Annotated in this window: 20 protein-coding genes; 18 read left to right on the forward strand and 2 right to left on the reverse strand. The window is 59.8% G+C overall.

The window, feature by feature from the left end; all coding sequences use genetic code 11:
• Positions 1–114 precede the first annotated feature (114 nt).
• Both CRX69_RS03785 and map read right to left on the reverse strand, forming a co-directional pair.
• The gene (locus CRX69_RS03785; protein ID WP_107321573.1) at positions 115–2817 is read right to left on the reverse strand and encodes a [protein-PII] uridylyltransferase; all 2703 of its coding nucleotides are present in this window, start codon (positions 2815–2817) and stop codon (positions 115–117) included.
• Positions 2818–2859: 42 nt separating this feature from the next.
• The gene (map, locus tag CRX69_RS03790) at positions 2860–3642 is read right to left on the reverse strand and encodes a type I methionyl aminopeptidase (protein WP_047227560.1); all 783 of its coding nucleotides are present in this window, start codon (positions 3640–3642) and stop codon (positions 2860–2862) included.
• 350 nt (positions 3643–3992) lie between these two features.
• Here map and rpsB point away from each other — a divergent pair, with 350 nt between their 5' ends.
• The 18 genes from rpsB (at position 3993) to tilS (ending at position 24782) form a co-directional block, all read left to right on the forward strand.
• A complete protein-coding gene (gene rpsB / locus CRX69_RS03795; protein ID WP_003198231.1) occupies positions 3993–4730 on the forward strand; it encodes a 30S ribosomal protein S2 in 738 nt (245 codons plus the stop codon).
• Between the two features lie 191 nt (positions 4731–4921).
• A complete protein-coding gene (tsf, locus tag CRX69_RS03800; RefSeq protein WP_047227561.1) occupies positions 4922–5788 on the forward strand; it encodes a translation elongation factor Ts in 867 nt (288 codons plus the stop codon).
• Between the two features lie 210 nt (positions 5789–5998).
• Entirely contained in the window at positions 5999–6742 is a 744-nt protein-coding gene (pyrH, locus tag CRX69_RS03805) for a UMP kinase (RefSeq protein WP_024779012.1), read from the forward strand.
• A complete protein-coding gene (gene frr / locus CRX69_RS03810) occupies positions 6739–7296 on the forward strand; it encodes a ribosome recycling factor (protein ID WP_047227562.1) in 558 nt (185 codons plus the stop codon). Before pyrH ends, frr begins: the two co-directional genes overlap by 4 nt.
• Positions 7297–7309: 13 nt before the next feature.
• On the forward strand, positions 7310–8065 hold the full coding sequence (uppS, locus tag CRX69_RS03815; RefSeq protein ID WP_047227563.1) for a polyprenyl diphosphate synthase: 756 nt from the start codon (positions 7310–7312) through the stop codon (positions 8063–8065).
• Positions 8065–8871, forward strand: a complete 807-nt coding sequence (locus CRX69_RS03820) for a phosphatidate cytidylyltransferase (protein ID WP_047227564.1) — start codon at positions 8065–8067, stop codon at positions 8869–8871. The genes uppS and CRX69_RS03820 overlap by 1 nt, the downstream gene beginning before the upstream one ends.
• A complete protein-coding gene (gene ispC / locus CRX69_RS03825) occupies positions 8868–10058 on the forward strand; it encodes a 1-deoxy-D-xylulose-5-phosphate reductoisomerase (RefSeq protein ID WP_107323230.1) in 1191 nt (396 codons plus the stop codon). Before CRX69_RS03820 ends, ispC begins: the two co-directional genes overlap by 4 nt.
• A 52-nt stretch (positions 10059–10110) precedes the next feature.
• Positions 10111–11463, forward strand: coding sequence for an RIP metalloprotease RseP (gene rseP / locus CRX69_RS03830; RefSeq protein WP_107321574.1), 1353 nt, complete (start codon positions 10111–10113; stop codon positions 11461–11463).
• A 74-nt stretch (positions 11464–11537) separates the two neighbouring features.
• On the forward strand, positions 11538–13913 hold the full coding sequence (gene bamA, locus CRX69_RS03835) for an outer membrane protein assembly factor BamA (protein WP_047227566.1): 2376 nt from the start codon (positions 11538–11540) through the stop codon (positions 13911–13913).
• Between the two features lie 45 nt (positions 13914–13958).
• Complete coding sequence (locus CRX69_RS03840) at positions 13959–14462, forward strand: OmpH/Skp family outer membrane protein (RefSeq protein ID WP_047227567.1); 504 nt, start codon at positions 13959–13961, stop codon at positions 14460–14462.
• 3 nt (positions 14463–14465) lie between these two features.
• On the forward strand, positions 14466–15521 hold the full coding sequence (lpxD, locus tag CRX69_RS03845) for a UDP-3-O-(3-hydroxymyristoyl)glucosamine N-acyltransferase (protein WP_047227568.1): 1056 nt from the start codon (positions 14466–14468) through the stop codon (positions 15519–15521).
• Between the two features lie 108 nt (positions 15522–15629).
• Entirely contained in the window at positions 15630–16070 is a 441-nt protein-coding gene (fabZ, locus tag CRX69_RS03850; protein ID WP_047227569.1) for a 3-hydroxyacyl-ACP dehydratase FabZ, read from the forward strand.
• On the forward strand, positions 16067–16843 hold the full coding sequence (gene lpxA, locus CRX69_RS03855) for an acyl-ACP--UDP-N-acetylglucosamine O-acyltransferase (protein ID WP_107321575.1): 777 nt from the start codon (positions 16067–16069) through the stop codon (positions 16841–16843). Before fabZ ends, lpxA begins: the two co-directional genes overlap by 4 nt.
• A 2-nt stretch (positions 16844–16845) precedes the next feature.
• Positions 16846–17976 carry a lipid-A-disaccharide synthase gene (lpxB, locus tag CRX69_RS03860; RefSeq protein ID WP_047227571.1) on the forward strand — a complete coding sequence of 377 codons (1131 nt, stop codon included), beginning with the start codon at positions 16846–16848 and terminating at the stop codon, positions 17974–17976.
• Positions 17977–17987: 11 nt separating this feature from the next.
• A complete protein-coding gene (gene rnhB / locus CRX69_RS03865) occupies positions 17988–18632 on the forward strand; it encodes a ribonuclease HII (protein ID WP_160891751.1) in 645 nt (214 codons plus the stop codon).
• A gap of 96 nt (positions 18633–18728) precedes the next feature.
• Positions 18729–22250 carry a DNA polymerase III subunit alpha gene (gene dnaE, locus CRX69_RS03870; protein WP_107321576.1) on the forward strand — a complete coding sequence of 1174 codons (3522 nt, stop codon included), beginning with the start codon at positions 18729–18731 and terminating at the stop codon, positions 22248–22250.
• Positions 22251–22401: 151 nt separating this feature from the next.
• Positions 22402–23349 (forward strand): acetyl-CoA carboxylase carboxyltransferase subunit alpha, encoded by a 948-nt coding sequence (locus CRX69_RS03875; protein ID WP_047227574.1) that lies wholly within the window; start codon positions 22402–22404, stop codon positions 23347–23349.
• Positions 23350–23480: 131 nt separating this feature from the next.
• Positions 23481–24782, forward strand: a complete 1302-nt coding sequence (gene tilS, locus CRX69_RS03880; protein WP_047227575.1) for a tRNA lysidine(34) synthetase TilS — start codon at positions 23481–23483, stop codon at positions 24780–24782.
• The last annotated feature ends 239 nt before the right edge of the window (positions 24783–25021 follow it).

Here is a 25021-nt window from a genome sequence, read left to right on the forward strand (position 1 = left end):
CTTTCAATGTGGGAGCGAGCCTGCTCGCGATAGCGGTATGTCAGGAAACATCTGTGCTGGATGTTCTGCCGTCATCGCGAGCAGGCTCGCTCCCACAGGGGGAAATTTGTTCGTTCAGATGCTGATCCGTGTCGGGTGAGCATCAGGTTCCTGGTTGACGCTCAACTGCCGGACAATCGCGTCCTGCAAGCGGCTGCACAGCTGCGGATCGGACAGCGGCTGGTTATGCGCGTCAGTGATGAAGAACACGTCTTCCACCCGTTCGCCCAAGGTGGCGATCTTGGCGTTCTGCAACGACAGGTCGAACTCCAGGAATATATGCCCGACCCGCGCCAGCAGGCCAGGGCGGTCCGGGGCGCTGAGCTCCAGCACCGTGACCTGACGCTGGGCGTCGTTGTGGATCGTTACCTGGGGAGCGAAGGCGAAGTGCTTGAGCTGGCGCGGGACCCGGCGCTGGATGATGGTCGGGTAATCCGCCGGGTTGCGCAGGGCCTCGGTGAGACCGTCGCGGATCTGTTTGACCCGCGTCGGGTTGTCGCCAATCGAATCGCCATCGGTGTCGAGCACAATGTAGGTGTCGAGGGTGAACTGGCTGCTGGAGGTAATGACCCGGGCGTCGTGAATGTTGAGGTTGAGCTGGTCCATCGCCGCCACAGTCACGGCGAAGAAGTCGTGCTGGTCTGGGGCGTAGATGAAAATCTGCGTGCCGCCCTCGAACTCGCGCTGGGTGGTTTCCTTGATCAGCACCAACGGCCCGCCATCGGCCGGTTGCTGCAAAATCGCGTCGCTGTGCCAGGCGACGTCGCCGGCAGTGTGGCGCAGGAAATAGTCATCGCCCAACTGCGACCAGAGCTGTTCGACGTCGTCCGGATCGGTGCCGCCGCGCACCAGGATGTCCAGGGCGGCAGTCTGGGTGCGACGGATCTGCTCTTCGCGGTCCACCGGGTTTTCCAGGCCGCGGCGCAGGGCACGCTTGGTCTCGGTGTAGAGCTGGCGCAACAGGCTGGCGCGCCAGGAGTTCCACAGGCTCGGGTTGGTGGCATTGATATCGGCCACGGTCAGCACGTAGAGGTAATCCAGACGTGTTTCATCACCGACGATCTGGGCGAAGTCGTGGATCACTTGCGGGTCGGACAGGTCCTTGCGCTGGGCGGTGGTCGACATCACCAGGTGATTCTGCACCAGCCAGACGATCAGCCGGCTGTCCCATACCGGCAGTTGATGGCGCTGGCAGAACGCCTCGGCATCCACCGCGCCGATCTCGGAGTGGTCGCCCTGGCGACCCTTGCCGATGTCGTGGTAAAGCCCCGCCATGTAGATCAGTTCGGGCTTGGGCAGCTTGCCCATGAGCTTGCTGGCCAGCGGGAATTTTTCCGATACCTGGGTGTATTGCAACTTCCGCAGGTGCTTGATCAGGTTCAGCGTGTGGGCATCGACCGTATAGATGTGGAACAGGTCGTGCTGCATCTGACCGACGATGAAACCGAACTCCGGCAGGTAGCGCCCCAGAATGCCGTAGCGGTTCATCCGCCGCAGGTTGCGATGCACCCCGATCCTGCACTTGAACAGCTCGATGAACAGGCTGGTGTTGCGGATATCGTGGCGGAAGTCGTCATCGATCAGGTGACGGTTTTCCCGCAGCAGGCGAATGGTGTCGGCGCGCACCCCCTTGATTTCCGGCTGCTGGGCCATGAGCACGAAAATCTCCAGCATGGCGAACGGCGTACGGCGGAATACATTGGCGTTGCGCGCTTCGATGTAACCATCGTGGAGCTGGAAGCGTGAGTTGATCGGCTGCGGCGGTTCTTCGTCTTCGGGGGCGAGGATGACCTCCTCGAAGTGCTGGATGATCAGTTCGCTGAGCTGGGCGATGCTCATCACCACCCGGTAGTACTGCTGCATGAAGTTTTCGATGGACTGCTTGGCATCCTGGCCCTCGAAACCCAGCAAGCCCGCGATGGAGCGCTGGTGATCGAACAGCAAGCGGTCTTCGGATCGCCCGGCAAGCATGTGCAAGGCGTAGCGCACTTTCCACAGGAATTCCTGGGACGAGGCCAGCAGGGCATTTTCGCTTTCCACCAGGAAGCCTTCGCCAGCCAGGGCGCGCAGGTTCAGAGTGCCGTACTGGCGACGGGCAACCCACAGGATGGTCTGGATGTCCCGCAATCCGCCAGGGGAGCCTTTGACGTTGGGTTCCAGGTTGTATTCGGTGTCGTTGTACTTGTGGTGGCGGGCCTTTTGTTCGGCGTGCTTGGCCAGGAAAAAGTCCTTGCTGGGCCACATGTGCGCGGTGCTGGTGACCTCGAGCATACGCTGGCGAAGGCGCTCGGGACCGGCGATGGTGCGGCTTTCCATCAGGTTGGTGATCACCGTCAGGTCGGCGCGGGCCTCTTCGGCGCATTCCTGCACCGAACGCACGCTCTGACCGACTTCCAGGCCGATGTCCCACAGCAGCGTCAGGAAACGCTCGATGGAGTCGCGGAAAACTTCATGGTCGGCGCTGTCCAGCAGGATCAGCAGATCAATGTCGGAGTAAGGGTGCAGCTCACCGCGCCCATAGCCGCCCACCGCCACCAGGGCAATGTCGGCGTCTTCGCTCCAGTTGAACTGTTCCCAGGCCTTTTGCAGGATGTTATCGACGAACCAGGCACGGTCTTCGATCAGCCGGCGAATATCCCGGCCACTGCGAAAGCGCTGGTCGAGCACTTCATGAGCCTGGCGGATCGCCTTCTTGAAGGCCGATATGGGGCTTGCCTTCAGGGCCAGTTCAGCCTGGAACTGGCCGCGGTCGAAGAGTTCGGGATCCACCTGCGGCATCGAATGGCTTTCCTTTCTTTCTATCTATAGCTGGGTTGTGGATCAGGCGGAAACGCGAGCGATGGTGTCATCGCTGCGCAGGGTGAAGATCTCGTACCCAGTCTCGGTAACCAGCAAGGTATGTTCCCACTGGGCCGACAGCTTGCGGTCCTTGGTGATGGCGGTCCAGCCGTCGCCCAGTACCTTGGTGTCGGCGCGACCCTGGTTGATCATTGGCTCGATGGTGAAGGTCATGCCCGCTTGCAGCTCCATGCCGGTGCCGGCACGGCCGTAGTGCAGGATCTGCGGTTCTTCATGGAACACTTTGCCGATACCGTGGCCGCAGAATTCGCGCACCACCGAAAAGCCGTTCTTCTGCGCGTGTTTCTGGATCACTTCACCGATGTCTCCCAGGCGGCAGCCCGGTTTCACCAGTTCGATGGCCATGTACATGCATTCCTGGGTGACTTTCGACAGGCGCTGGGCCCATTCCGGCACGTTGCCGACATGGAACATGCGGCTGGTGTCACCGTGGTAACCATCCTTGATGACGGTAACGTCGATGTTCAGGGTGTCGCCATCCTTCAACGGCTTTTCGTTGGGGATGCCGTGGCAGACCACGTGGTTGATCGAGGTGCAGATCGACTTGGGGAAGCCTTTATAGTTGAGCGGGGCAGGAATGGCTTTCTGCTCGTTGACGATGTAGTCGTGGCAGATCCGGTCCAGTTCTTCGGTGGTAACGCCCGGCTTGACGTGTTCGGCAATCATTTCCAGCACGTCGGCGGCGAGTTTGCCGGCGACACGCATTTTTGCGATGTCCTCGGGGGTCTTGAGGGTGACGGTCATACAGGCTCTCTCTGCGCCCGGCGGCGCTGTTCAAAACGAAATAGGCGGCGGATGATGAGCAGCGCGGCCCTGAAAGAGGCGATTCTAACAGACGATCAGCGCAATGAACCCTATCGCCTGGATGGAACTCTGTGGCGAGGGGATAAAACCCCTTCCATAGGGGTTTTCAGAATCCGTGTTCCGTTTTCGCCCTTGCTGTGGTATAAAATGCGCCGCTTTCCGGGGATGACCCCGCAAGCTTAAATCCACACACGTGTCGACACGATGACCTGGGTGCCTTCGGCTTATATAGGCCGCTGGTTGGTCATTGGGATACGTGGAGGCCAAACCCGACTTATCAAGGAACTATCATGTCCCAAGTCAACATGCGCGATATGCTGAAGGCCGGTGTGCACTTCGGTCACCAGACCCGTTACTGGAACCCGAAAATGGGTAAGTACATTTTCGGCGCGCGTAACAAGATCCACATCATCAACCTTGAAAAAACCCTGCCGATGTTCAACGAAGCACTGACCTTCGTAGAGCGCCTGGCCCAGGGCAAAAACAAGATTCTGTTCGTCGGCACCAAGCGTTCCGCTGGCAAGATCGTTGCTGAAGAAGCAGCACGTTGCGGTTCGCCGTACGTCGATCACCGCTGGTTGGGCGGCATGCTGACCAACTTCAAGACCATTCGCGCTTCCATCAAGCGTCTGCGTGACCTTGAAGTGCAGTCCGAAGACGGTACTTTCGCCAAGCTGACCAAGAAAGAAGCGCTGATGCGCACTCGCGATCTTGAGAAGCTGGACCGCTCCCTGGGCGGTATCAAGGACATGGGCGGTCTGCCTGACGCACTGTTCGTGATCGACGTTGACCACGAGCGCATCGCGATCACCGAAGCCAACAAGCTGGGTATCCCGGTCATCGGCGTTGTCGATACCAACAGCAGCCCGGAAGGCGTTGACTACATCATCCCAGGCAACGATGACGCCATCCGCGCCATCCAGCTGTACATGGGTTCGATGGCTGACGCTGTTATCCGTGGTCGCAACAATGTTAATGGCGGCACCGAAGTCTTCGCTGAAGAAGCTCCGGCAGCAGCCGCTGAGTAATTGACGCCCTGGCGTTGACTCAGTAAGCAAAAAGGGGGCTTGGCCCCCTTTTTGCCACCTCGAAAACCATTTGTCAGCAGCGCAGCTACAGCATCTGTAACGTGCAGCGGCTAACAAGGGTGGTTCGGGAAGAATTGCACGCCCGTTCAATCGGGTGGAATGGTTGAAAACCTATCCAAGAGGATTTTGAAATGGCAGAGATTACTGCAGCGTTGGTCAAAGAACTGCGCGAGCGTACCGGCGAAGGCATGATGGACTGCAAGAAGGCCTTGACCAAGGCTGGCGGCGACATCGAGAAAGCCATTGATGACATGCGTGCTTCGGGCGCCATCAAGGCTGCCAAGAAAGCCGGCAACGTCGCCGCTGAAGGCGCCATCGCCATCAAGGACGACGGCAAGGTCGCCGTTCTGCTGGAAGTCAACTCCCAGACCGACTTCCTGGCTCTGCAGGATGACTTCAAGGCATTCGTCGCTGCCAGCGTCGAAAAAGCCTTTGCTGACAAACTGACTGATGTCGCTCCGCTGATCGAAGCTCGTGAAGCTGATCGTCTGGTTCTGGTCGGCAAGACCGGCGAGAACGTCAACATCCGTCGTCTGGCTCGCGTTGAAGGTGACGTGGTCGGTACTTACCTGCACGGTAACAAGATCGGTGTTGCAGTTGTCCTCAAGGGCGGTTCCGTTGAACTGGCCAAGGACATCGCCATGCACGTAGCGGCCAGCAACCCTGAGTTCCTGCTGCCATCGCAAGTTTCCGCTGAAGCCATCGAACGCGAAAAAGCCGTGTTCATGAGCCTCAACGAAGACAAGATGAAAGGCAAGCCAGCTGAAATCGTTGAAAAAATGATCGGCGGCCGCATCAGCAAGTTCCTGGCTGAAGCCAGCCTGGTTGAGCAAGCTTTCGTCAAGGACCCGGAAATCACCGTGGGTGCCCTGGCCAAGAAAGGCGGCGCTGAAATCGTTTCCTTCACTCGCTTTGCGGTAGGTGAAGGCATCGAGAAGCCAGTCGACAACTTCGCTGACGAAGTTGCTGCTCAGGTAGCGGCTGCTTCCAAGCAATAAGACGGTTTTTTTAACTGTCGCCCTGAAGAGGCTGCCCGCTCACGCGCGCAGCCTCTTTTTGGATGGGATACCGATTTTTATTGGTTTCCTGTCGGAACTGGCTTACAAAGCCGTGTTTCGATGGCGCTGTGTCAGCGTCAAGCTAGAGTGAACGCAGGCTGCAAACAGCCTGAAAGAATTTTCGAAAATACGCCGCAGGAGAGATTCGCAATGGCTCAGCAGGGCAGTGGTTATCAGGCTCGCTATAAACGCATTCTACTCAAGCTTAGCGGCGAGGCCCTGATGGGCTCGGAAGAGTTCGGGATCGATCCGAAAGTGCTGGATCGCATGGCGCTGGAAGTCGGCCAGTTGGTCGGAATTGGCGTTCAGGTCGGCCTGGTCATCGGCGGCGGCAACCTGTTCCGCGGCGCAGCGCTGAGCGCGGCCGGCATGGATCGGGTTACGGGCGACCACATGGGCATGCTGGCCACTGTGATGAACGCCCTGGCTATGCGCGATGCGCTGGAGCGTGCCAATATCTCGGCCATCGTAATGTCGGCCATTTCCATGGTCGGCGTGACCGATCACTACGACCGCCGCAAAGCCATGCGCCACCTCAATGCCAAGGAAGTGGTGATTTTTGCCGCCGGCACCGGCAATCCGTTCTTCACCACGGATTCGGCCGCCTGCTTGCGAGCGATCGAGATCGATGCCGATGTCGTGCTCAAGGCAACCAAGGTCGATGGCGTCTATACCGCTGACCCGTTCAAAGATCCGCATGCCGAGAAGTTCGATCATCTGACCTACGATGAAGTACTGGATCGCAAGCTGGGTGTCATGGACCTGACGGCTATCTGTCTGTGCCGCGACCACAAGATGCCGCTGCGCGTCTTTAACATGAACAAGCCCGGCGCCCTGCTGAATATCGTGCATGGCGGCGCCGAAGGAACACTGATCGAGGAAGTACAACAATGATCAACGAAATCAAGAAAGACGCTCAAGAGCGCATGCAGAAATCCGTGGAATCGCTGGCACACAACTTCGGTCGCATTCGTACCGGCCAGGCGCACCCAAGCATTCTCGAAGGCGTGATGGTGCCGTACTACGGCGCTGATACGCCGATCAAGCAAGTGGCCAACATCACCGTCAAGGATGCCCGGACCCTGCAAGTCGTTGCCTTTGAGCGCAACATGCTGGGCGCGGTCGACAAGGCCATCGGCAGTGCCGGCCTGAACCTGAACCCGACCAACCTGGGTGAGTTGCTGCTGATTTCCATGCCGGCCCTGACCGAGGAAACCCGTAAGGGCTTCACCAAGCAGGCCCGTGATGTGGCTGAAGACGCTCGCGTTGCCGTGCGCAACATCCGTCGTGATGCCAACAGCCAGCTCAAGGATCTGGTCAAGGAAAAGGAAATCAGTGAAGACGAAGAGCGTCGCGCCGCTGGCGAGATTGATGATCTGACCAAGAAGTACGTGGCTAAGATCGATGCGGATTTGGCGCAGAAAGAAAAAGACCTGATGGCCGTATAAGGGTCTCGTTTTCATGGAAAAGACCAAACAGGCCGTGCCGTTTGCGATTCCGCGTCACGTGGCGATCATCATGGATGGCAATAATCGCTGGGCCAAGAAGCGCTTTATGCCTGGCGTGGCCGGGCACAAGGCGGGGGTCGATGCAGTTCGCGCGGTCATCGAGGTGTGTGCCGAGGCCGGGGTCGAGGTGCTGACCCTGTTCGCCTTCTCCAGCGAGAACTGGCAGCGTCCGGCCGATGAAGTCAGCGCCTTGATGGATCTGTTCCTCAAGGCTCTGCGGCGTGAGGCCAAGCGCCTCAACGACAACAGCATCAGCCTGCGCATCATTGGTGACCGCTCGCGCTTTCATCCCGAGTTGCAGGCTGCGATGCGCGAAGCCGAGGCCGCCACGGCGGGTGCCAATCGGTTCGTCCTGCAGATTGCCGCCAACTATGGCGGCCAATGGGACATCGCCCAGGCAGCCCAGCGGCTGGCGCGGGAGGTCCAGGCCGGGCATCTGCGGCCGGAAGACATCACGCCTGAGCTGCTGCAGACCTGTCTGGCCACTGGCGACTTGCCGTTGCCGGACCTGTGCATTCGTACCGGTGGCGAGCATCGCATCAGTAACTTCCTGCTCTGGCAGCTGGCTTACGCCGAGCTGTATTTCTCCGACCTGTTCTGGCCGGACTTCAAACACGAAGCCATGCGCACGGCGCTGGCCGATTTCGCTTCCCGTCAGCGTCGCTTCGGTAAAACGAGCGAGCAGATCGAAGCTGGAGCCCGGGTTTAATGCTTAAACAACGAATCATCACCGCTCTGATCCTGTTGCCCATCGCCCTGGGTGGATTTTTCCTGCTTGAAGGTGCCAGTTTCGCGCTGTTCATCGGGTTGGTCGTGACCTTGGGGGCATGGGAGTGGGCGCGCTTGGCGGGCTTCCCGGCGCAGTCTGCGCGGGTGGCCTATGCCGTGGCCGTGGCGGCGATGCTGTTCGTCATGTACCTGGTGCCGGGTATCGCGCCCTGGGTTCTGGGGGCAGCGGTATTGTGGTGGGCCACGGCGACCTTCCTGGTGTTGACCTATCCGCGGACCACGCATCATTGGGCAGGTGCTGCCGCGAAGCTGGTGATTGGCCTGCTTATCCTGCTGCCGGCCTGGCAAGGGCTGATCTGGATCAAGCAAGGCCCGTTGGGCAACTGGCAGATCATGGCTGTGATGGTGTTGGTCTGGGGGGCGGATGTCGGTGCCTATTTCTCCGGACGGGCGTTTGGCAAGCGCAAGCTTGCTCCCAAGGTCAGTCCCGGCAAGAGCTGGGAAGGGGTCTATGGAGGTCTGGCCTTGAGCCTGGTGATCACAGCGGTGGTCGGCGTCGTGCGGGAGTGGAGTGCCGGGCAGTTGCTGATGGGCCTGTTTGGGGCTGCTCTCATCGTATTTGTATCGGTGGTCGGCGACCTGACCGAAAGCATGTTCAAGCGTCAGTCCGGCATCAAGGACAGCAGTAATCTGCTGCCCGGCCATGGTGGCGTGCTGGATCGCATCGACAGCCTGACCGCTGCGATTCCGATCTTTGCCGTGTTGCTATGGATGGCGGCATCGTGAGTCGCCCTCAACAAATTACCGTCCTGGGTGCTACCGGTTCGATCGGCCTGAGTACGCTTGATGTCATCGGCCGTCACCCGGAGCGCTATCAGGTATTTGCCCTCAGTGGTTTTACTCGCTTGAGTGAGTTGCTGGCGCTGTGCATACGCCACACCCCGCGTTTCGCCGTGGTGCCTGAGGCTGGCCTTGCCCGCGCCTTGCAGGACGACTTGCGCGCGGCAGGCTTGCCTACCCGTGTGCTGGTGGGGGAGGAAGGGTTGTGTCAGGTCGCCTCCGATCCTGAAGTCGACGCAGTGATGGCGGCGATTGTCGGCGCGGCGGGTTTGCGTCCAACGCTGGCGGCGGTAGAGGCAGGCAAAAAAATCCTGCTGGCCAATAAAGAAGCACTGGTCATGTCCGGCGCGCTGTTCATGCAGGCCGTGCGCAAAAGCGGTTCGGTGCTGCTGCCCATCGACAGCGAGCACAATGCGATTTTTCAATGCATGCCGCAGGACTTTTCCCGCGGCCTGGGCGCAGTGGGGGTCCGGCGGATTTTACTGACGGCTTCCGGCGGTCCGTTCCGGCAGACTCCGCTGGAAGAGTTGGTGCATGTTTCACCCGAGCAGGCTTGTGCTCACCCGAACTGGTCCATGGGGCGCAAGATTTCCGTGGATTCGGCCAGCATGATGAACAAGGGCCTGGAACTGATCGAGGCCTGCTGGTTGTTCGATGCCAAGCCGTCCCAGGTGGAAGTGGTGATTCACCCGCAGAGCGTGATTCACTCCCTGGTGGATTACATAGACGGTTCGGTGCTGGCTCAATTGGGCAACCCGGATATGCGTACTCCGATCGCCAATGCGCTGGCCTGGCCTGCGCGGATTGATTCGGGCGTGGCGCCGCTGGACCTGTTCGCCATTGCCCGCCTGGATTTCCAGGCGCCTGATGAGCAGCGCTTTCCATGCCTGCGTCTGGCGCGACAAGCGGCTGAGGCAGGCAACAGTGCTCCGGCCATGCTCAATGCTGCCAATGAAGTGGCGGTTGCAGCGTTTCTCGACGGACGTGTCCGTTACCTCGAGATCGCGAGTATCATCGAGGAGGTCTTGAACCTCGAGGCTGTGGTTTCGCTCGATGACCTCGATGCGGTATTCACGGCGGACGCCAGGGCTCGTGAGCTGGCGGGCCAATGGTTGAAGCGCCACGGGCGTTGAGGCTGCGGTACGTTAGCCAGGGTTGTCCTGGGCAGGATTGCGGAGAAAACAGATGAGCGCGCTCTATATGATTGTCGGCACCCTGGTTGCATTGGGGGTGTTGGTCACTTTTCACGAATTCGGTCATTTCTGGGTCGCGCGGCGCTGTGGCGTCAAGGTTCTGCGTTTTTCCGTCGGTTTCGGCATGCCGCTGCTGCGCTGGCATGACAAAAAGGGCACCGAATTCGTTGTGGCAGCCATTCCGCTGGGCGGCTACGTGAAGATGCTTGACGAGCGCGAAGGTGAAGTGCCGGCCGATCAGGTCGACCAATCCTTCAATCGCAAGACCGTCCGTCAGCGTATTGCCATCGTGGCGGCGGGGCCGATAGCCAACTTTTTGCTGGCCATGGTTTTTTTCTGGGCCCTGGCCATGCTGGGCAGCGAGCAGGTGCGTCCGGTCATCGGTGGGGTGGAGGCCGGCAGCGTCGCCGCCCGTGCCGGGCTGGGTGTCGGGCAGGAAATCGTTGCCATCGATGGGGAGCCGACATCGGGCTGGGCGGCGGTCAACCTGCAACTGGTGCGTCGCCTGGGTGAGAGCGGTTCGTTGCAATTGATGGTGCGCGAGCAGGGTTCCACGGTGGATTCGCCTCGCGAACTGATCCTGGACAACTGGCTCAAGGGCGCCGACGAGCCGGATCCGATCCGTTCCCTGGGGATCAAGCCATGGCGTCCGGCCTTGCCGCCGATACTCGCCGAACTCGATCCGAAAGGCCCGGCCCAGGCTGCAGGCCTGAAGACCGGTGATCGGCTGCTGGCGCTCGATGGCCTGCCGGTCAGTGACTGGCAGCAGGTGGTCGATTCGGTTCGTGTACGTCCGGATAGCAAGATAGTGCTGCGCGTCGAGCGCGATGGTGCGCCGATCGACGTCCCGGTAACCCTGGGCGTCCGTGGCGAGAGCAAGGCGCCGACCGGCTATCTGGGTGCCGGCGTCAAGGCTGTCGACTGGCCGCCGGAAATGATCCGCGAGGTCAGTTTCGGCCCTTTGGCGGCGATTGGCGAGGGCGCGCGTCGTACCTGGACCATGAGCATCCTGACCCTCGATTCGCTCAAGAAAATGTTGTTCGGCGAGCTCTCGGTAAAAAACTTGAGTGGACCGATAACCATTGCTAAAGTGGCGGGCGCTTCTGCCCAGTCGGGCGTCGCTGATTTCCTGAATTTCCTTGCTTATCTGAGCATTAGCCTGGGGGTTCTGAATTTGCTGCCCATTCCGGTACTGGATGGGGGGCATTTGTTGTTTTATCTGATCGAGTGGGCGCGTGGTCGTCCCTTGTCGGATAGGGTGCAAGGTTGGGGGATACAGATCGGTATCAGCTTGGTGGTCGGGGTAATGTTGCTTGCCTTGGTCAACGATCTGGGTCGTCTGTAACGCTTCGCTGAATTGCGAATCTGCCGCATTTTGCGGCAGTTTGTTTATTGCCAGTTGGAATAAGAAAGGACTTCATGAAACGTCTGCTGCTAACTGCGGTTCTCACCGTATTGATGATCGCCGAAGTTCACGCCGAGTCCTTCACTATCTCTGATATTCGCGTCAATGGCCTCCAGCGGGTCTCCGCGGGTAGTGTCTTTGGTGCCTTGCCGTTAAACGTCGGCGAGCAGGCGGATGATCGGCGTCTGGTGGAATCCACTCGCGCGCTGTTCAAAACCGGCTTCTTTCAGGATATCCAGCTGGGTCGTGATGGCAATGTACTGGTCATCACGGTAGTTGAGCGTCCATCGGTTGCCAGTATCGAGATCGAAGGCAACAAGGCGATCTCCACTGAAGACCTGATGAAGGGCCTCAAACAGTCCGGTCTGGCCGAAGGCGAGATCTTCCAGCGCGCCACCCTCGAAGGTGTTCGTAACGAGCTGCAACGCCAGTACGTTGCCCAGGGCCGTTACTCGGCCACCGTCGACACCGAAGTGGTGCCGCAGCCGCGCAACCGCGTAGGCCTGAAGGTCAACATCAATGAAGGCACCGTGGCCGCGATCCAGCACATCAACGTGGTGGGCAACACCGTTTTCCCTGATGAAGACCTGATCGACCTGTTCGAACTCAAGACCACCAACTGGCTGTCATTCTTCAAGAACGACGACAAGTACGCCCGTGAAAAGCTCTCCGGTGACCTGGAGCGTCTGCGTTCCTACTACCTGGACCGCGGCTACATCAACATGGACATCGCTTCGACCCAGGTGTCCATCACTCCGGACAAGAAGCACGTCTACATCACCGTGAACGTCAACGAAGGCGACAAGTACACCGTTCGTGACGTCAAGCTCAGCGGCGACCTGAAGGTGCCTGAAGACCAGGTCACCTCTCTGCTGCTGGTGCAGAAGGGCCAGGTGTTCTCGCGCAAGCTGATGACCACCACTTCCGAGCTGATCACCCGTCGTCTGGGCAACGAGGGCTACACCTTCGCCAACGTCAACGGCGTGCCGCAACCGCACGATGAAGACCATACCGTCGACATCACCTTCGCCGTGGATCCGGGCAAGCGCGCCTACGTCAACCGCATCAACTTCCGTGGCAACACCAAGTCCGAAGACGAGGTGCTGCGCCGTGAAATGCGCCAGATGGAAGGTGGCTGGGCGTCGACCTACCTGATCGACCAGTCCAAGACCCGTCTGGAGCGCCTGGGCTTCTTCAAGGAAGTCAACGTCGAGACGCCGGCAGTACCGGGCGTCGATGACCAGGTCGATGTGAACTACAGCGTTGAAGAGCAGGCGTCCGGCTCGATCACCGCCAGCGTCGGTTTCGCCCAGAGCGCCGGCCTGATCCTCGGTGGTTCGATCACCCAGAACAACTTCCTGGGTACCGGTAACCGGGTCAGCGTTGGCTTGACCCGCAGCGAATACCAGACCCGCTACAACTTCGGTTTTGTCGACCCCTACTGGACTGCTGACGGTGTGAGCCTGGGCTACAACGCCTTCTATCGCACCACTGACTATGATGAGCTCGACTCCGACATCTCCAGCTATGCCGTGGACAGCCTGGGTGCAGGCGTCAACGTGGGTTATCCAATCAGCGAGACTTCGCGTCTGACGTTCGGTCTCACCGCCCAGCAGGACGAGATCAGCACCGGGCGTTATACCGTTGACGAGATTTTTGACTTCGTTGAAAAGGAAGGCGACAAGTACCTGAACTTCAAGGCGTCTGTCGGTTGGTCGGAATCGACCCTGAACAAAGGTGTGCTGGCGACCCGCGGTCGTTCCCAGAGCCTGGTATTGGAAACTACCACCCCTGGCAGCGACCTCTCGTTCTTCAAGCTCGACTATCGTGGCCAACTGTTCCAGCCGCTGTCTGATAATTACACCATGCGCCTGCACACTGAGCTGGGTTATGGCGACGGTTATGGTTCCACCGACGGCTTGCCGTTCTACGAGAACTACTATGCCGGCGGTTTCAACTCGGTCCGTGGCTTCAAGGACAGCACTCTTGGTCCGCGCAGTACGCCGAGCCGGGGCACCAACCCGGGAACCATACGTGATCCGGACCAGGATCCGCTGCCGTTCGGTGGTAATGTCCTGATCCAGGGCGGTGTCGAGCTGTTGTTCCCGATGCCGTTCGTCAAGGATCAGCGCTCCTTGCGTACCTCGGTATTCTGGGACGTGGGTAACGTATTCGACTCTTCGTGCGAGGACACCACCAACGCCGACGGCACCAGGTCCAATACCAAGTGCAACGACATCAGCCTGAGCAACATGGCAAGTTCCGTGGGCGTGGGTGTGACCTGGGTCACCGCGCTCGGTCCTTTGAGCTTCGCCCTGGCGATGCCGATCAAGAAACCGGATGACGCTGAAACCCAAGTGTTCCAATTCTCCCTCGGCCAGACGTTCTAAGCGTCTGACCCAAGATAACGACAATGGATTTTGTAGGAGTACATCGTGCGTAAGTTGACTCAATTGGTTCTCCTGGCGACCTTGATGGTCGCAGGTCCGGCTTTTGCCGACATGAAGATTGCCGTACTGAACTATCAGATGGCCTTGCTGGAATCCGACGCGGCGAAGAAATACGCCGTGGATGCCGAGAAGAAGTTCGGCCCGCAGCTGACCAAGCTCAAGAGCCTGGAGAGCAGCGCCAAGGGTATCCAGGATCGTCTGGTCTCCGGTGGCGACAAAATGGCCCAGGGCGAGCGTGAGCGTCTGGAGCTTGAGTTCAAGCAAAAGGCCCGTGACTTCCAGTTCCAGTCCAAGGAGCTGAACGAAGCGAAAGCCGTTGCCGACCGCGAGATGCTCAAGCAGCTCAAGCCAAAGCTCGATCGGGCGGTGGAAGAAGTCATCAAGAAAGGTGGTTTTGACCTGGTGTTCGAGCGTGGTGCAGTGATTGACGTCAAACCCCAGTACGACATCACGCGCCAGGTTATCGAGCGCATGAATCAGCTGAAGTAATCCATGACAGCGACTATCAAGCTCGGCCAACTGGCTGAGTTCCTCGGCGCCACCCTGCGTGGCGACCCGGAGAAGGTCATCACTGGGCTAGCCACTTTGCAAGAGGCTGGCCCAGCTCAGTTGAGCTTCCTGGCAAATCCTCAATATCGCAAATACCTGGCCGACAGCCGGGCCGCAGCGCTGTTGCTCAAGCCTGCCGATGCTGACGGGTTCGCGGGCGATGCGCTGATCGTGCCGGATCCCTATCTGGCGTATGCGCGGATTTCCCACCTGTTCGACCCCAAGCCCAAGTCGGCCCCCGGCATTCATCCCAGCGCGGTCATCGCGGCGGATGCGGTGGTTGATCCCACGGCCAGCATCGGTCCTTTTGTCGTCATTGAAAGCGCCGCCCGGGTCGGCCCGGGCGTCACGCTGGGCGCCCATTGCTTCATCGGTGCGCGCTGCGAGATCGGTGAGGGTGGCTGGCTTGCTCCGCGGGTCACGTTGTATCACGACGTGCGTATCGGAAAGCGGGTGGTGATCCAGTCGGGTGCGGTACTGGGCGGTGAAGGTTTCGGTTTTGCCAAGGAGAAGGGGATCTGGCAAAAGATCGCCCAGATCGGCGGCGTGACCATCGGTGATGACGTGGAAATCGGCGTCAACACCGCGATCGACCGGGGCGCCCTGTCTGATACGGTCATCGGCAATGGCGTCAAGCTCGACAACCAGATTCAGATCGCCCACAACGTCCAGGTCGGTGATCACACCGCCATGGCCGCCTGCGTAGGCATTTCCGGCAGCACCCGGATCGGCAAGCATTGCATGCTCGCCGGTGGCGTGGGGCTGGTGGGGCACATTGATATTTGTGACAACGTATTCCTCACCGGAATGACCATGGTGACCCATTCGATCACCGAGCCGGGTGCTTATTCTTCCGGCACGGCGATGCAACCGGCGGCCGAATGGCGCAAGAGCGCGGCCCGAATCCGCCAGCTCGATGACATCGCGCGGCGTTTGCGTCAGTTGGAAAAGCGTGTAGGGGACGTGACCCCTGACGGTAATGCTTCATCAGATGGCTGATACCATTTCCATATCAAGTGTGCACAGCCGCTAGACTGCCTCCTTGATTTGCTAGAGGGGCGCGCGTCGATCGTGCGCTTCCAATCTTTACATAGGCTTCCCCCCGAAATGATGGACATCAACGAGATTCGCGAATACCTGCCTCACCGTTACCCGTTCCTGCTGGTGGACCGGGTGGTGGAACTTGACGTTGAAGGCAAGCGGATTCGCGCCTACAAGAATGTCAGCATCAACGAACCGTTCTTCAATGGTCACTTTCCCGCGCATCCAATCATGCCCGGCGTGCTGATCATCGAGGCAATGGCTCAGGCTGCCGGGATCCTTGGTTTCAAAATGCTCGACGTGAAGCCTGCCGACGGCACGCTTTACTACTTCGTGGGCTCCGACAAGCTGCGTTTTCGCCAGCCGGTCACCCCGGGCGATCAGCTGATCCTCGAAGCCACATTCATCAGTTGCAAGCGCCAGATCTGGAAGTTCGAATGCCAGGCTTCGGTCGACGGCAAGCCAGTCTGCTCCGCTGAAATCATCTGTGCGGAACGCAAACTATGAGTTTGATTGACCCTCGCGCAATCATCGATCCGGCGGCAGTCCTGGCCGCCGATGTCGAGGTCGGCCCATGGTCGATCATCGGCCCAGGTGTGGAAATCGGCGAGGGTACGGTGATCGGGCCCCATGTAATTCTCAAGGGTCCGACCCGGATCGGTCGGCACAACCGCATCTACCAGTTTTCTTCGGTAGGCGAGGACACGCCCGATCTCAAGTACAAAGGTGAAGAAACCCGGCTGGTCATTGGCGATCACAACGTGATCCGCGAAGGCGTGACGATTCACCGTGGCACCGTTCAGGATCGTTCCGAAACGACTCTGGGCAACCATAACCTGATCATGGCCTACGCCCATATCGGTCATGACAGCGTCATTGGCAACCATTGCATCCTGGTCAACAACACCGCGTTGGCTGGCCACGTGCATGTGGACGACTGGGCGATCCTGTCCGGTTTCACCTTGGTCCATCAATATTGTCATATCGGCGCCCACAGCTTCTCGGGCATGGGCACCGCCATCGGCAAGGACGTACCGGCCTATGTCACTGTGTTCGGTAACCCGGCCGAAGCCCGCAGTATGAATTTCGAAGGCATGCGCCGTCGTGGTTTCAGCGAAGAGGCGATCACGGCATTGCGGCGCGCCTACAAGGTTGTGTACCGCCAGGGGTTGACCGTCGAACAGGCCCTTGTCGAGTTGGCCGAGGCTTCGGCGCAGTTCCCGGAAGTCGCGATATTCCGTGACTCCATCCAGTCCTCGACTCGCGGCATCACTCGCTAACCATGGCTAACTTGCGTATAGCACTGGTGGCGGGAGAGGCTTCCGGTGACATTCTGGGTGCCGGTCTGATGCGTGCGCTCAAGGCGCAGCACCCAGCAGTGGAGTTCATCGGTGTCGGTGGCCCCTTGATGCAGGCCGAAGGGCTGGCGTCATATTTCCCCATGGAACGCCTGTCGGTGATGGGGCTGGTTGAGGTGCTCGGACGTCTGCGCGAACTGCTGGCTCGCCGCAAGAAGCTGATCGCGACCCTGATCGACGAAAGACCGGATGTGTTCATCGGCATCGATGCGCCGGATTTCACTCTCAATATCGAACTCAAGTTGCGTCAGGCCGGTATCAAGACGGTGCACTACGTCAGCCCCTCGGTCTGGGCCTGGCGGCAGAAGCGCGTGTTGAAAATCCGCGAAGGCTGCGACCTGATGCTCACGCTGCTGCCGTTCGAAGCCCGATTCTACGAAGAGAAGGGCGTGCCGGTACGGTTTGTCGGCCATACCCTGGCCGATACCATTCCCCTGCAAGCGGATCGTGACGCGGCGCGTCAGACGTTGGGCCTGCCCGACGGCCCGCTGGTGGCCTTGATGCCCGGTAGCCGTGGCGGCGAGGTCAGTCGCCTGGGAGGCTTGTTCTTCGACGCCGCCGAGCGTCTGCGAGCGATGCGTCCCGGCGTGCGTTTTGTTCTGCCCTGTGCCAGCCCGCAGCGACGGGCTCAGCTTGAAGCGCTGCTGGCCGGGCGCGATCTGCCTGTCACATTGCTCGATGGCCGTTCTCATCTCGCACTGGCTGCGTGTGACGCCGTGTTGATTGCGTCCGGCACTGCTACCCTTGAGGCGTTGCTGTATAAACGCCCGATGGTGGTCGCCTATCGCTTGGCGCCGTTGACGTTCTGGATCCTCAAACGCATGGTCAAGAGCCCTTACATCTCCTTGCCCAATCTGTTGGCCCAGCGCTTGCTGGTGCCTGAATTGCTGCAGGACGAGGCAACCGCCGATGCGCTGGCCCGTACGCTGTCGCCCTTGATCGACGGTGGCCAGGAGCAGACCCGGGGCTTTGATGACATTCACCGTACCTTGCGCCGCGATGCCTCCAACCAGGCCGCCGACGCAGTATTGACCCTGATCGGCGCCAAACCATGAGTAACGTGAAATTGCAGATGGGCCTGGACTTCAATCTGGTGGCTGAAGTTGAAGAACTGGTGGCCGGTGTTGATGAGGTCGGTCGTGGTCCGTTGTGCGGCGCAGTGGTGACGGCAGCGGTGATTCTCGATCCAAACCGGCCCATTCTGGGCCTCAACGACTCCAAGAAGCTCACCGAAGCCCGTCGCGAAAAGCTCTACGACGAAATCTGTGAGAAAGCCCTGAGCTGGTGCATTGCACGGGCTGAAGTGGAAGAGATCGACGAACTGAATATCCTGCACGCCACCATGCTTGCGATGCAGCGTGCCGTGGAAGGCCTGCACATCACCCCGAAACTGGCGATGATCGATGGCAATCGGTGCCCGAAGCTGTCTATGCGCGCCGAAGCAGTCGTTCAGGGGGACGGCAAGGTGCCGGCCATTGCGGCGGCATCGATTCTGGCCAAGGTCAGCCGTGATCGGGAAATGAGCGCCTTTGAATTGATTTACCCGGGCTACGGCATCGGCGGCCACAAGGGCTACCCGACACCCGTTCATCTGGAAGCGCTGGCGCGCCTTGGGCCAACGCCGATCCATCGGCGCTCGTTCGCGCCGGTGCGGCTGGCTTATGAAGCCCGTGAGGGTTTGATCGTAAGTCATCAGACTGCGGTCTCTTGATGCAGGCTTTTGTGGCAAGGCAATCATGCTGATGTTTTACCCAAGGCTCGGTACAATCCGGGCCTTGTTGTTTTCATGACTTAACGCAGGATCACTATGCCGGCTTCATTCGTTCATCTACGCCTGCACACTGAGTACTCCCTGGTCGATGGCCTGGTGCGGATCAAGCCACTGGTCAAGACTCTGGTGGGCATGAACATGCCTGCTGTGGCGGTCACCGACCAGAACAACATGTGTTCGCTGGTCAAGTTCTACAAAAATGCCATGGGCGCCGGGATCAAGCCGATCTGCGGGGCCGACCTGTGGCTGTCGAACAAAGACCCGGACGCGCCGCTGAGCCGCATCAGCCTGCTGGTGATGAACGCCGTGGGTTACCGCAACCTCACCGAGTTGATCTCCCGCGGTTTTATCGATGGCCAGCGCAACGGCTCGATCATCATCGAGCGCGAATGGGTAGCTGAGGCCAATGAAGGTTTGATCATGCTGTCGGCGGCCAAGGAAGGTGAAATCGGCCTGGCCCTGCTCAGTGGCAATCCAGAAGAAGCCGAAGTGCTGGCCCGCGATTGGATGGCGGTGTTCCCGGACCGCTTCTACATTGAAGTGCAACGCACCAATCGCCCCAACGACGAAGAACACCTGCATGCCGCCGTGGCCCTGGCCGACAAGATCGGCGCGCCGCTGGTGGCGACCAACGACGTGCGCTTCATCAAGCAGGAAGACTTCGAGGCTCACGAAACCCGCGTCTGCATCGGTGAAGGCCGGGCGCTCGATGATCCGCGTCGTCCGAAAAACTACAGCGATCAGCAATACCTCAAAAGCGCCGAGGAAATGGCCGAGTTGTTCAGCGACCTGCCCGAGGCGCTGGAAAACACGGTCGAGATTGCCAAGCGCTGCAACATCGAAGTGAAGCTGGGCAAGCACTTCCTGCCCAACTTCCCGATCCCCGATGGCATGACCATCGACGAGTATTTCCGCAAGGTGTCCTTCGATGGCCTGGATGAGCGCCTCAGCGTTCTCTTGCCCAAGGACACCACCGAAGATTACGAGGCCAAGCGCCAGGTCTATGTCGACCGGTTGAATTTCGAGCTGGATATCATCATCCAGATGGGCTTCCCCGGTTACTTCCTGATCGTGATGGACTTTATCCAGTGGGCCAAGAGCAACGGCGTGCCGGTGGGGCCAGGCCGGGGGTCGGGTGCAGGCTCCCTGGTGGCTTACGTGCAGAAGATCACCGACCTCGACCCGCTGGAATATGACCTGCTGTTCGAACGTTTCCTCAACCCGGAACGGGTGTCCATGCCCGACTTCGACGTCGACTTCTGCATGGACGGTCGCGACCGGGTGATTGATTACGTGGCCGAGAAATACGGCCGCAACGCGGTGAGCCAGATCATCACCTTCGGTTCCATGGCCGCCAAGGCTGTGGTGCGTGACGTGGCGCGGGTGCAGGGCAAGTCCTACGGTTTGGCGGATCGTCTGTCGAAGATGATCCCGTTCGAAGTCGGCATGACCCTGGAAAAAGCCTACGAGCAGGAAGAAATCCTGCGGGACTTCATCAAGGTCGATGAAGAAGCCGCGGAAATCTGGGAGATGGCCCGCAAGCTTGAGGGCGTGGTGCGTAACGTCGGCAAGCACGCCGGGGGCGTGGTGATCGCGCCGACCAAGCTGACTGACTTCTCGCCGATCTATTGCGATGAAGAGGGCGACGGCCTGGTGACCCAGTTCGACAAGGATGACGTCGAGGCGGCGGGCCTGGTGAAGTTCGACTTCCTTGGCCTGCGGACCCTGACGATCATCGACTGGGCGCTGAAAACCATCAACCGTGACCGGGCCAAGGTCGGCGAAGAGCCGCTGGACATCGCCTTCATCCCGCTGGATGACAAGCCGACCTACAGCCTGCTGCAAAAAGCCGAAACCACGGCAGTGTTCCAGCTTGAATCCCGGGGTATGAAGGAGCTGATCAAAAAGCTCAAGCCCGACTGCCTCGAAGACCTGATCGCACTGGTGGCCCTGTTCCGTCCGGGCCCGCTGCAATCGGGCATGGTGGATGACTTTATCAACCGTAAGCACGGGCGCGCCGAGCTGGCGTACCCGCACCCGGATTATCAGTACGACGGCCTCAAGCCGGTCCTGGCACCGACCTACGGCATCATCCTGTACCAGGAACAGGTGATGCAGATTGCCCAGGTAATGGCCGGTTACACCCTCGGCGGCGCGGACATGCTGCGTCGGGCGATGGGTAAGAAAAAGCCCGAGGAAATGGCCAAGCAGCGCGGCGGTTTCATCGAGGGTTGTGCGAACAACGGCATTGATGCGGACCTGGCCGGTAACATCTTCGACCTGGTGGAAAAATTCGCCGGTTACGGCTTCAACAAATCCCACTCGGCCGCCTATGGTCTGGTGTCGTACCAGACCGCGTGGCTGAAGGCCCACTACCCGGCGCCATTCATGGCCGCGGTACTGTCGGCGGATATGCACAACACCGACAAGGTCGTGACCTTGATCGAAGAAGTGCGGACCATGAAGTTGCGCCTCGACGCACCGGACGTGAACGCTTCGGAGTTCAAGTTCACGGTGAACGACGAAGGCCGCATCATTTATGGACTGGGGGCGATCAAGGGTGTGGGTGAAGGACCGGTGGAAGCCATCACCGAAGCCCGTCAGGACGGACCGTTCAAGGACCTGTTCGATTTTTGCGCCCGGGTCGATCTCAAACGCATCAACAAACGTACCCTCGACGGTTTGATCCGCAGCGGTGCATTGGACCGTCTGGGCCCGTACTTCCAGGATGAACCCAAGGCCTACCAGGCCAATATCGACCGCAACCGCGCGGTGCTGCTGGCGGCCATGGAAGAAGCGATCAAGGCCGCCGAGCAAACCGCCCGGACCCATGACAGTGGTCACGCCGACCTGTTTGGCGGGTTGTTTGTCGAGGAAGATGCCGATGTCTACGGCAATCACCGCAAGGCCAAGGAGCTGACGCTCAAGGAGCGTCTCAAGGGTGAGAAAGACACCTTGGGCCTGTACCTCACGGGTCACCCGATCGACGAGTACGAAGGCGAGATCCGCCGGTTCGCCCGCCAGCGCATCATTGATCTGAAGCCGGCGCGTGACACGCAGACCGTCGCCGGTATGATCATCGCCCTGCGGGTAATGAAAAACAAAAAGGGCGACAAGATGGGCTTCATCACCCTCGACGACCGCTCCGGGCGCATCGAGGCGTCGTTGTTTGCCGATGCGTTCCATTCGGCCCAGTCGCTGTTGCAGACTGACGCGATGGTTGTGGTGGAAGGCGAAGTCAGCAACGACGATTTTTCCGGTGGCCTGCGGCTGCGGGTCAAACGGGTGATGAGCATGGAAGATGCCCGGACCAACCTGGCCGAGAGCCTGCGCCTGAAATTGCAGACCCAGGATCTCAAGGGCGATCAGCTACGCTGGCTGGGGGAATTGTTCAAGCGCCATCGCGGTGCTTGCCCGATTACCATGGAGTACGTGCGCCCCGACGCCAAGGCTGTGCTGCAGTTCGGCGAAGGCTGGCGGATCGATCCGGCGGATGCGTTGATTCAAGCCTTGCGTGACCAGTTCGGTAAAGACAACGTCTTCCTCCAATACCGTTGACGGCCAGGTGCCACTCCTGAACCTTGGAGCGGCCCTGATCTCGACCCGAATTTTTAATCTCGACCTGAACGCGCCTCTCCCTTAAGGTAGGGCGCGAATAGACAACCGGCCGGCCCAAGCTCTCTTGGACGTCGACCCAAGACGGACGCCTATGAACCCGAATTTTCTAGATTTCGAACAGCCGATCGCCGACCTGCAAGCCAAGATCGAAGAGTTGCGCTTGGTCGGTAATGACAATTCGCTGAATATCGGCGATGAAATCTCTCGTCTGCAGGACAAAAGCCGCACGCTGACCGAAGACATCTTTGGCAAGCTGACCAGCTGGCAGATCGCCCGCCTGGCGCGTCATCCGCGTCGTCCCTATACCCTGGACTATATCGAGCACATCTTCACTGAGTTCGATGAACTGCACGGCGATCGGCATTTCTCCGACGACGCCGCGATCGTGGGTGGCGTCGCCCGTCTGGACGACCAGCCAGTGATGGTCATCGGCCATCAGAAAGGCCGCGAAGTGCGCGAAAAGGTGCGCCGCAACTTCGGCATGCCGCGTCCGGAAGGCTATCGCAAGGCGTGCCGCCTGATGGAAATGGCCGAGCGCTTCAAGATGCCGATCCTGACCTTCATCGACACGCCGGGCGCTTATCCGGGCATCGACGCCGAAGAGCGCAACCAGAGCGAAGCGATCGCCTGGAACCTGCGCGTAATGGCACGACTGAAAACCCCGATCATCGCCACCGTGATCGGCGAAGGCGGTTCCGGCGGTGCGCTGGCCATTGGTGTCTGCGATCAGCTGAACATGCTGCAATACTCCACCTACGCGGTGATCTCGCCGGAAGGCTGCGCCTCGATCCTGTGGAAAACCGCCGAGAAGGCGCCGGATGCCGCCGAAGCCATGGGCATCACCGCTGAGCGTCTCAAAGGCCTGGGTATCGTGGATAAAGTGATCAGCGAGCCTGTAGGCGGCGCTCATCGTGATCCGGCCGCGGCTGCGGCGCTGATTCGTGCCGAGCTGAGCTCGCAACTGTCGATGCTCAAGAAGTTCGACAACGAGGCGCTGCTGGCCCGTCGCTATGAGCGGCTGATGAGCTACGGTCTCTGACCCGACCGCAATGCCCATGTGGGAGCGAGCCTGCTCGCGATACGGTTTAACATTCAACAAATGAGTTGACTGATATACCGCCATCGCGAGCAGGCTCGCTCCCACAGTTGTTTGTGCCAAGGCTGACTCCTATGAACTCAAGCGCGGATCTGCCAACCCGGCTCCTCACACAGCTATCCCCCTGGCGCAACGCCGTCACCTGGCGCATCGCCTTCTCCGGTGGCCTCGATTCCACCGTCCTGCTGCACCTGCTCGCGTCTCTCTCCAAAAATGAAGCCCTGCCACCGCTACGTGCTGTCCACGTCCATCATGGCCTTCAGGCTGTGGCCGATGCATGGCCGGACCATTGTCGCTCGGTCTGCAAGGCCCTTGGGGTGCCGCTGGAAGTAGTGAACGTGCAAGTCCCGGCCGGTGCCAGCGTCGAGCGTGCCGCCCGGGAGGCGCGCTATGCTGCCTTCGTGGCGCTGCTCCACAGCAATGAAGTGCTACTCACCGGTCAACATCGCGACGATCAGGCTGAAACCCTGTTGTTTCGTTTGTTGCGTGGGGCAGGGGTGAGGGGCTTGTCGGCGATGCCTCGGCAGCGTCCTCTGGGCCAGGGGTACTTGCTGCGACCCTTGCTCGATGTGTCCCGGGCGGAGCTGGAAGCCTACGCGACGCAACAGGGCTTGAACTGGATCGAAGACCCTTCCAACGACGATCACCGGTACGCGCGCAATTTCCTGCGCCAGCGAGTTTTCCCGGTATTGACCGAGCAGTGGTCCCAAGCCTCGACGACCTTCGCCCGCAGCGCTGCGCACCTGAGTGAGGCCCAAGGCTTGCTGGATGACCTGGCGCGAATCGATCTGCACCGAGCCATCACGCCCAGCGCGTTCGACTGGCTTGGGTTGCGGTCGCTTGAGTTGGCCCCGTTGCGAGCCTTGTCGCCGGCCCGTCAGCGTAATGCGTTGAGTCATTGGCTGGCGTCGATGACAACGCTGCCCGACAGTGATCATTGGTCTGGCTGGGACTCGTTGCGCGATGCAGCGGACGACGCCCGGCCGATCTGGCGGCTGGCCGGTGGCGAACTGCACCGCGCCGGCGGGCGCGTCTGGTGGTTATCCGACCGCTGGCTGCGACCGGCCGCAGGCCCCGTAGAATGGACGCTGACTGCTCAAGCATTGACCCTGCCAGACAACGGCACGGTGACCCTCGACGGTAAAATGCCCGACGGACCGCTCTGCGTCCGCTATCGTCAGGGAGGTGAAGCCATGATGTTGCCCGGCCGTGGCCACCGGGACCTCAAGCGTTTGCTCAACGAAAGAGGCGTGCCGGCGTTTGCGCGCGGTCGATTGCCACTGCTGTATCGGGACGAGCAATTGCTGGCGGTGGCGAACCTGCCAGGACTCGACAGCGGCATTGATGGCAACTGGCAACTGATCTGGCAGCCATGAAACCAAGATCTGGGTTTGAGCTGAAAGGGGCTTTCCGGTAGACTACGCTCCCTTCTTGATACAACTTCTGTGGATTCGCCTGAATTGCAGGAGTTGCCGATTACCAAGCAGTCTTTGCTGGGCGATTCCAAAAAATGTGTAGCGAGCAACGTACCGGTGATTTCACTTCCGGTCTGTCCCAACGCGGCGGTTTTTTTGAAAGGTGCACTGTGATTAATGCAGGTGATCGGGGGCTTCGG

The sequence above is a fragment of the Pseudomonas rhizophila genome (assembly GCF_003033885.1).
Taxonomy (GTDB): Bacteria; Pseudomonadota; Gammaproteobacteria; order Pseudomonadales; family Pseudomonadaceae; genus Aquipseudomonas; species Aquipseudomonas rhizophila.

Coding starts and splice junctions, on each gene's coding strand:
- CRX69_RS03820 (WP_047227564.1), top strand. CDS start 8,065: ATGCTTAAACAACGAATCATCACCGCTCTGATCCTGTTGCCCATCGCC.
- CRX69_RS03785 (WP_107321573.1), bottom strand. CDS start 2,817: ATGCCGCAGGTGGATCCCGAACTCTTCGACCGCGGCCAGTTCCAGGCT.
- map (WP_047227560.1), bottom strand. CDS start 3,642: ATGACCGTCACCCTCAAGACCCCCGAGGACATCGCAAAAATGCGTGTC.
- tsf (WP_047227561.1), top strand. CDS start 4,922: ATGGCAGAGATTACTGCAGCGTTGGTCAAAGAACTGCGCGAGCGTACC.
- rpsB (WP_003198231.1), top strand. CDS start 3,993: ATGTCCCAAGTCAACATGCGCGATATGCTGAAGGCCGGTGTGCACTTC.
- tilS (WP_047227575.1), top strand. CDS start 23,481: ATGAACTCAAGCGCGGATCTGCCAACCCGGCTCCTCACACAGCTATCC.
- dnaE (WP_107321576.1), top strand. CDS start 18,729: ATGCCGGCTTCATTCGTTCATCTACGCCTGCACACTGAGTACTCCCTG.
- uppS (WP_047227563.1), top strand. CDS start 7,310: ATGGAAAAGACCAAACAGGCCGTGCCGTTTGCGATTCCGCGTCACGTG.
- lpxA (WP_107321575.1), top strand. CDS start 16,067: ATGAGTTTGATTGACCCTCGCGCAATCATCGATCCGGCGGCAGTCCTG.
- lpxB (WP_047227571.1), top strand. CDS start 16,846: ATGGCTAACTTGCGTATAGCACTGGTGGCGGGAGAGGCTTCCGGTGAC.
- lpxD (WP_047227568.1), top strand. CDS start 14,466: ATGACAGCGACTATCAAGCTCGGCCAACTGGCTGAGTTCCTCGGCGCC.
- rseP (WP_107321574.1), top strand. CDS start 10,111: ATGAGCGCGCTCTATATGATTGTCGGCACCCTGGTTGCATTGGGGGTG.
- CRX69_RS03875 (WP_047227574.1), top strand. CDS start 22,402: ATGAACCCGAATTTTCTAGATTTCGAACAGCCGATCGCCGACCTGCAA.
- fabZ (WP_047227569.1), top strand. CDS start 15,630: ATGATGGACATCAACGAGATTCGCGAATACCTGCCTCACCGTTACCCG.
- pyrH (WP_024779012.1), top strand. CDS start 5,999: ATGGCTCAGCAGGGCAGTGGTTATCAGGCTCGCTATAAACGCATTCTA.
- frr (WP_047227562.1), top strand. CDS start 6,739: ATGATCAACGAAATCAAGAAAGACGCTCAAGAGCGCATGCAGAAATCC.
- bamA (WP_047227566.1), top strand. CDS start 11,538: ATGAAACGTCTGCTGCTAACTGCGGTTCTCACCGTATTGATGATCGCC.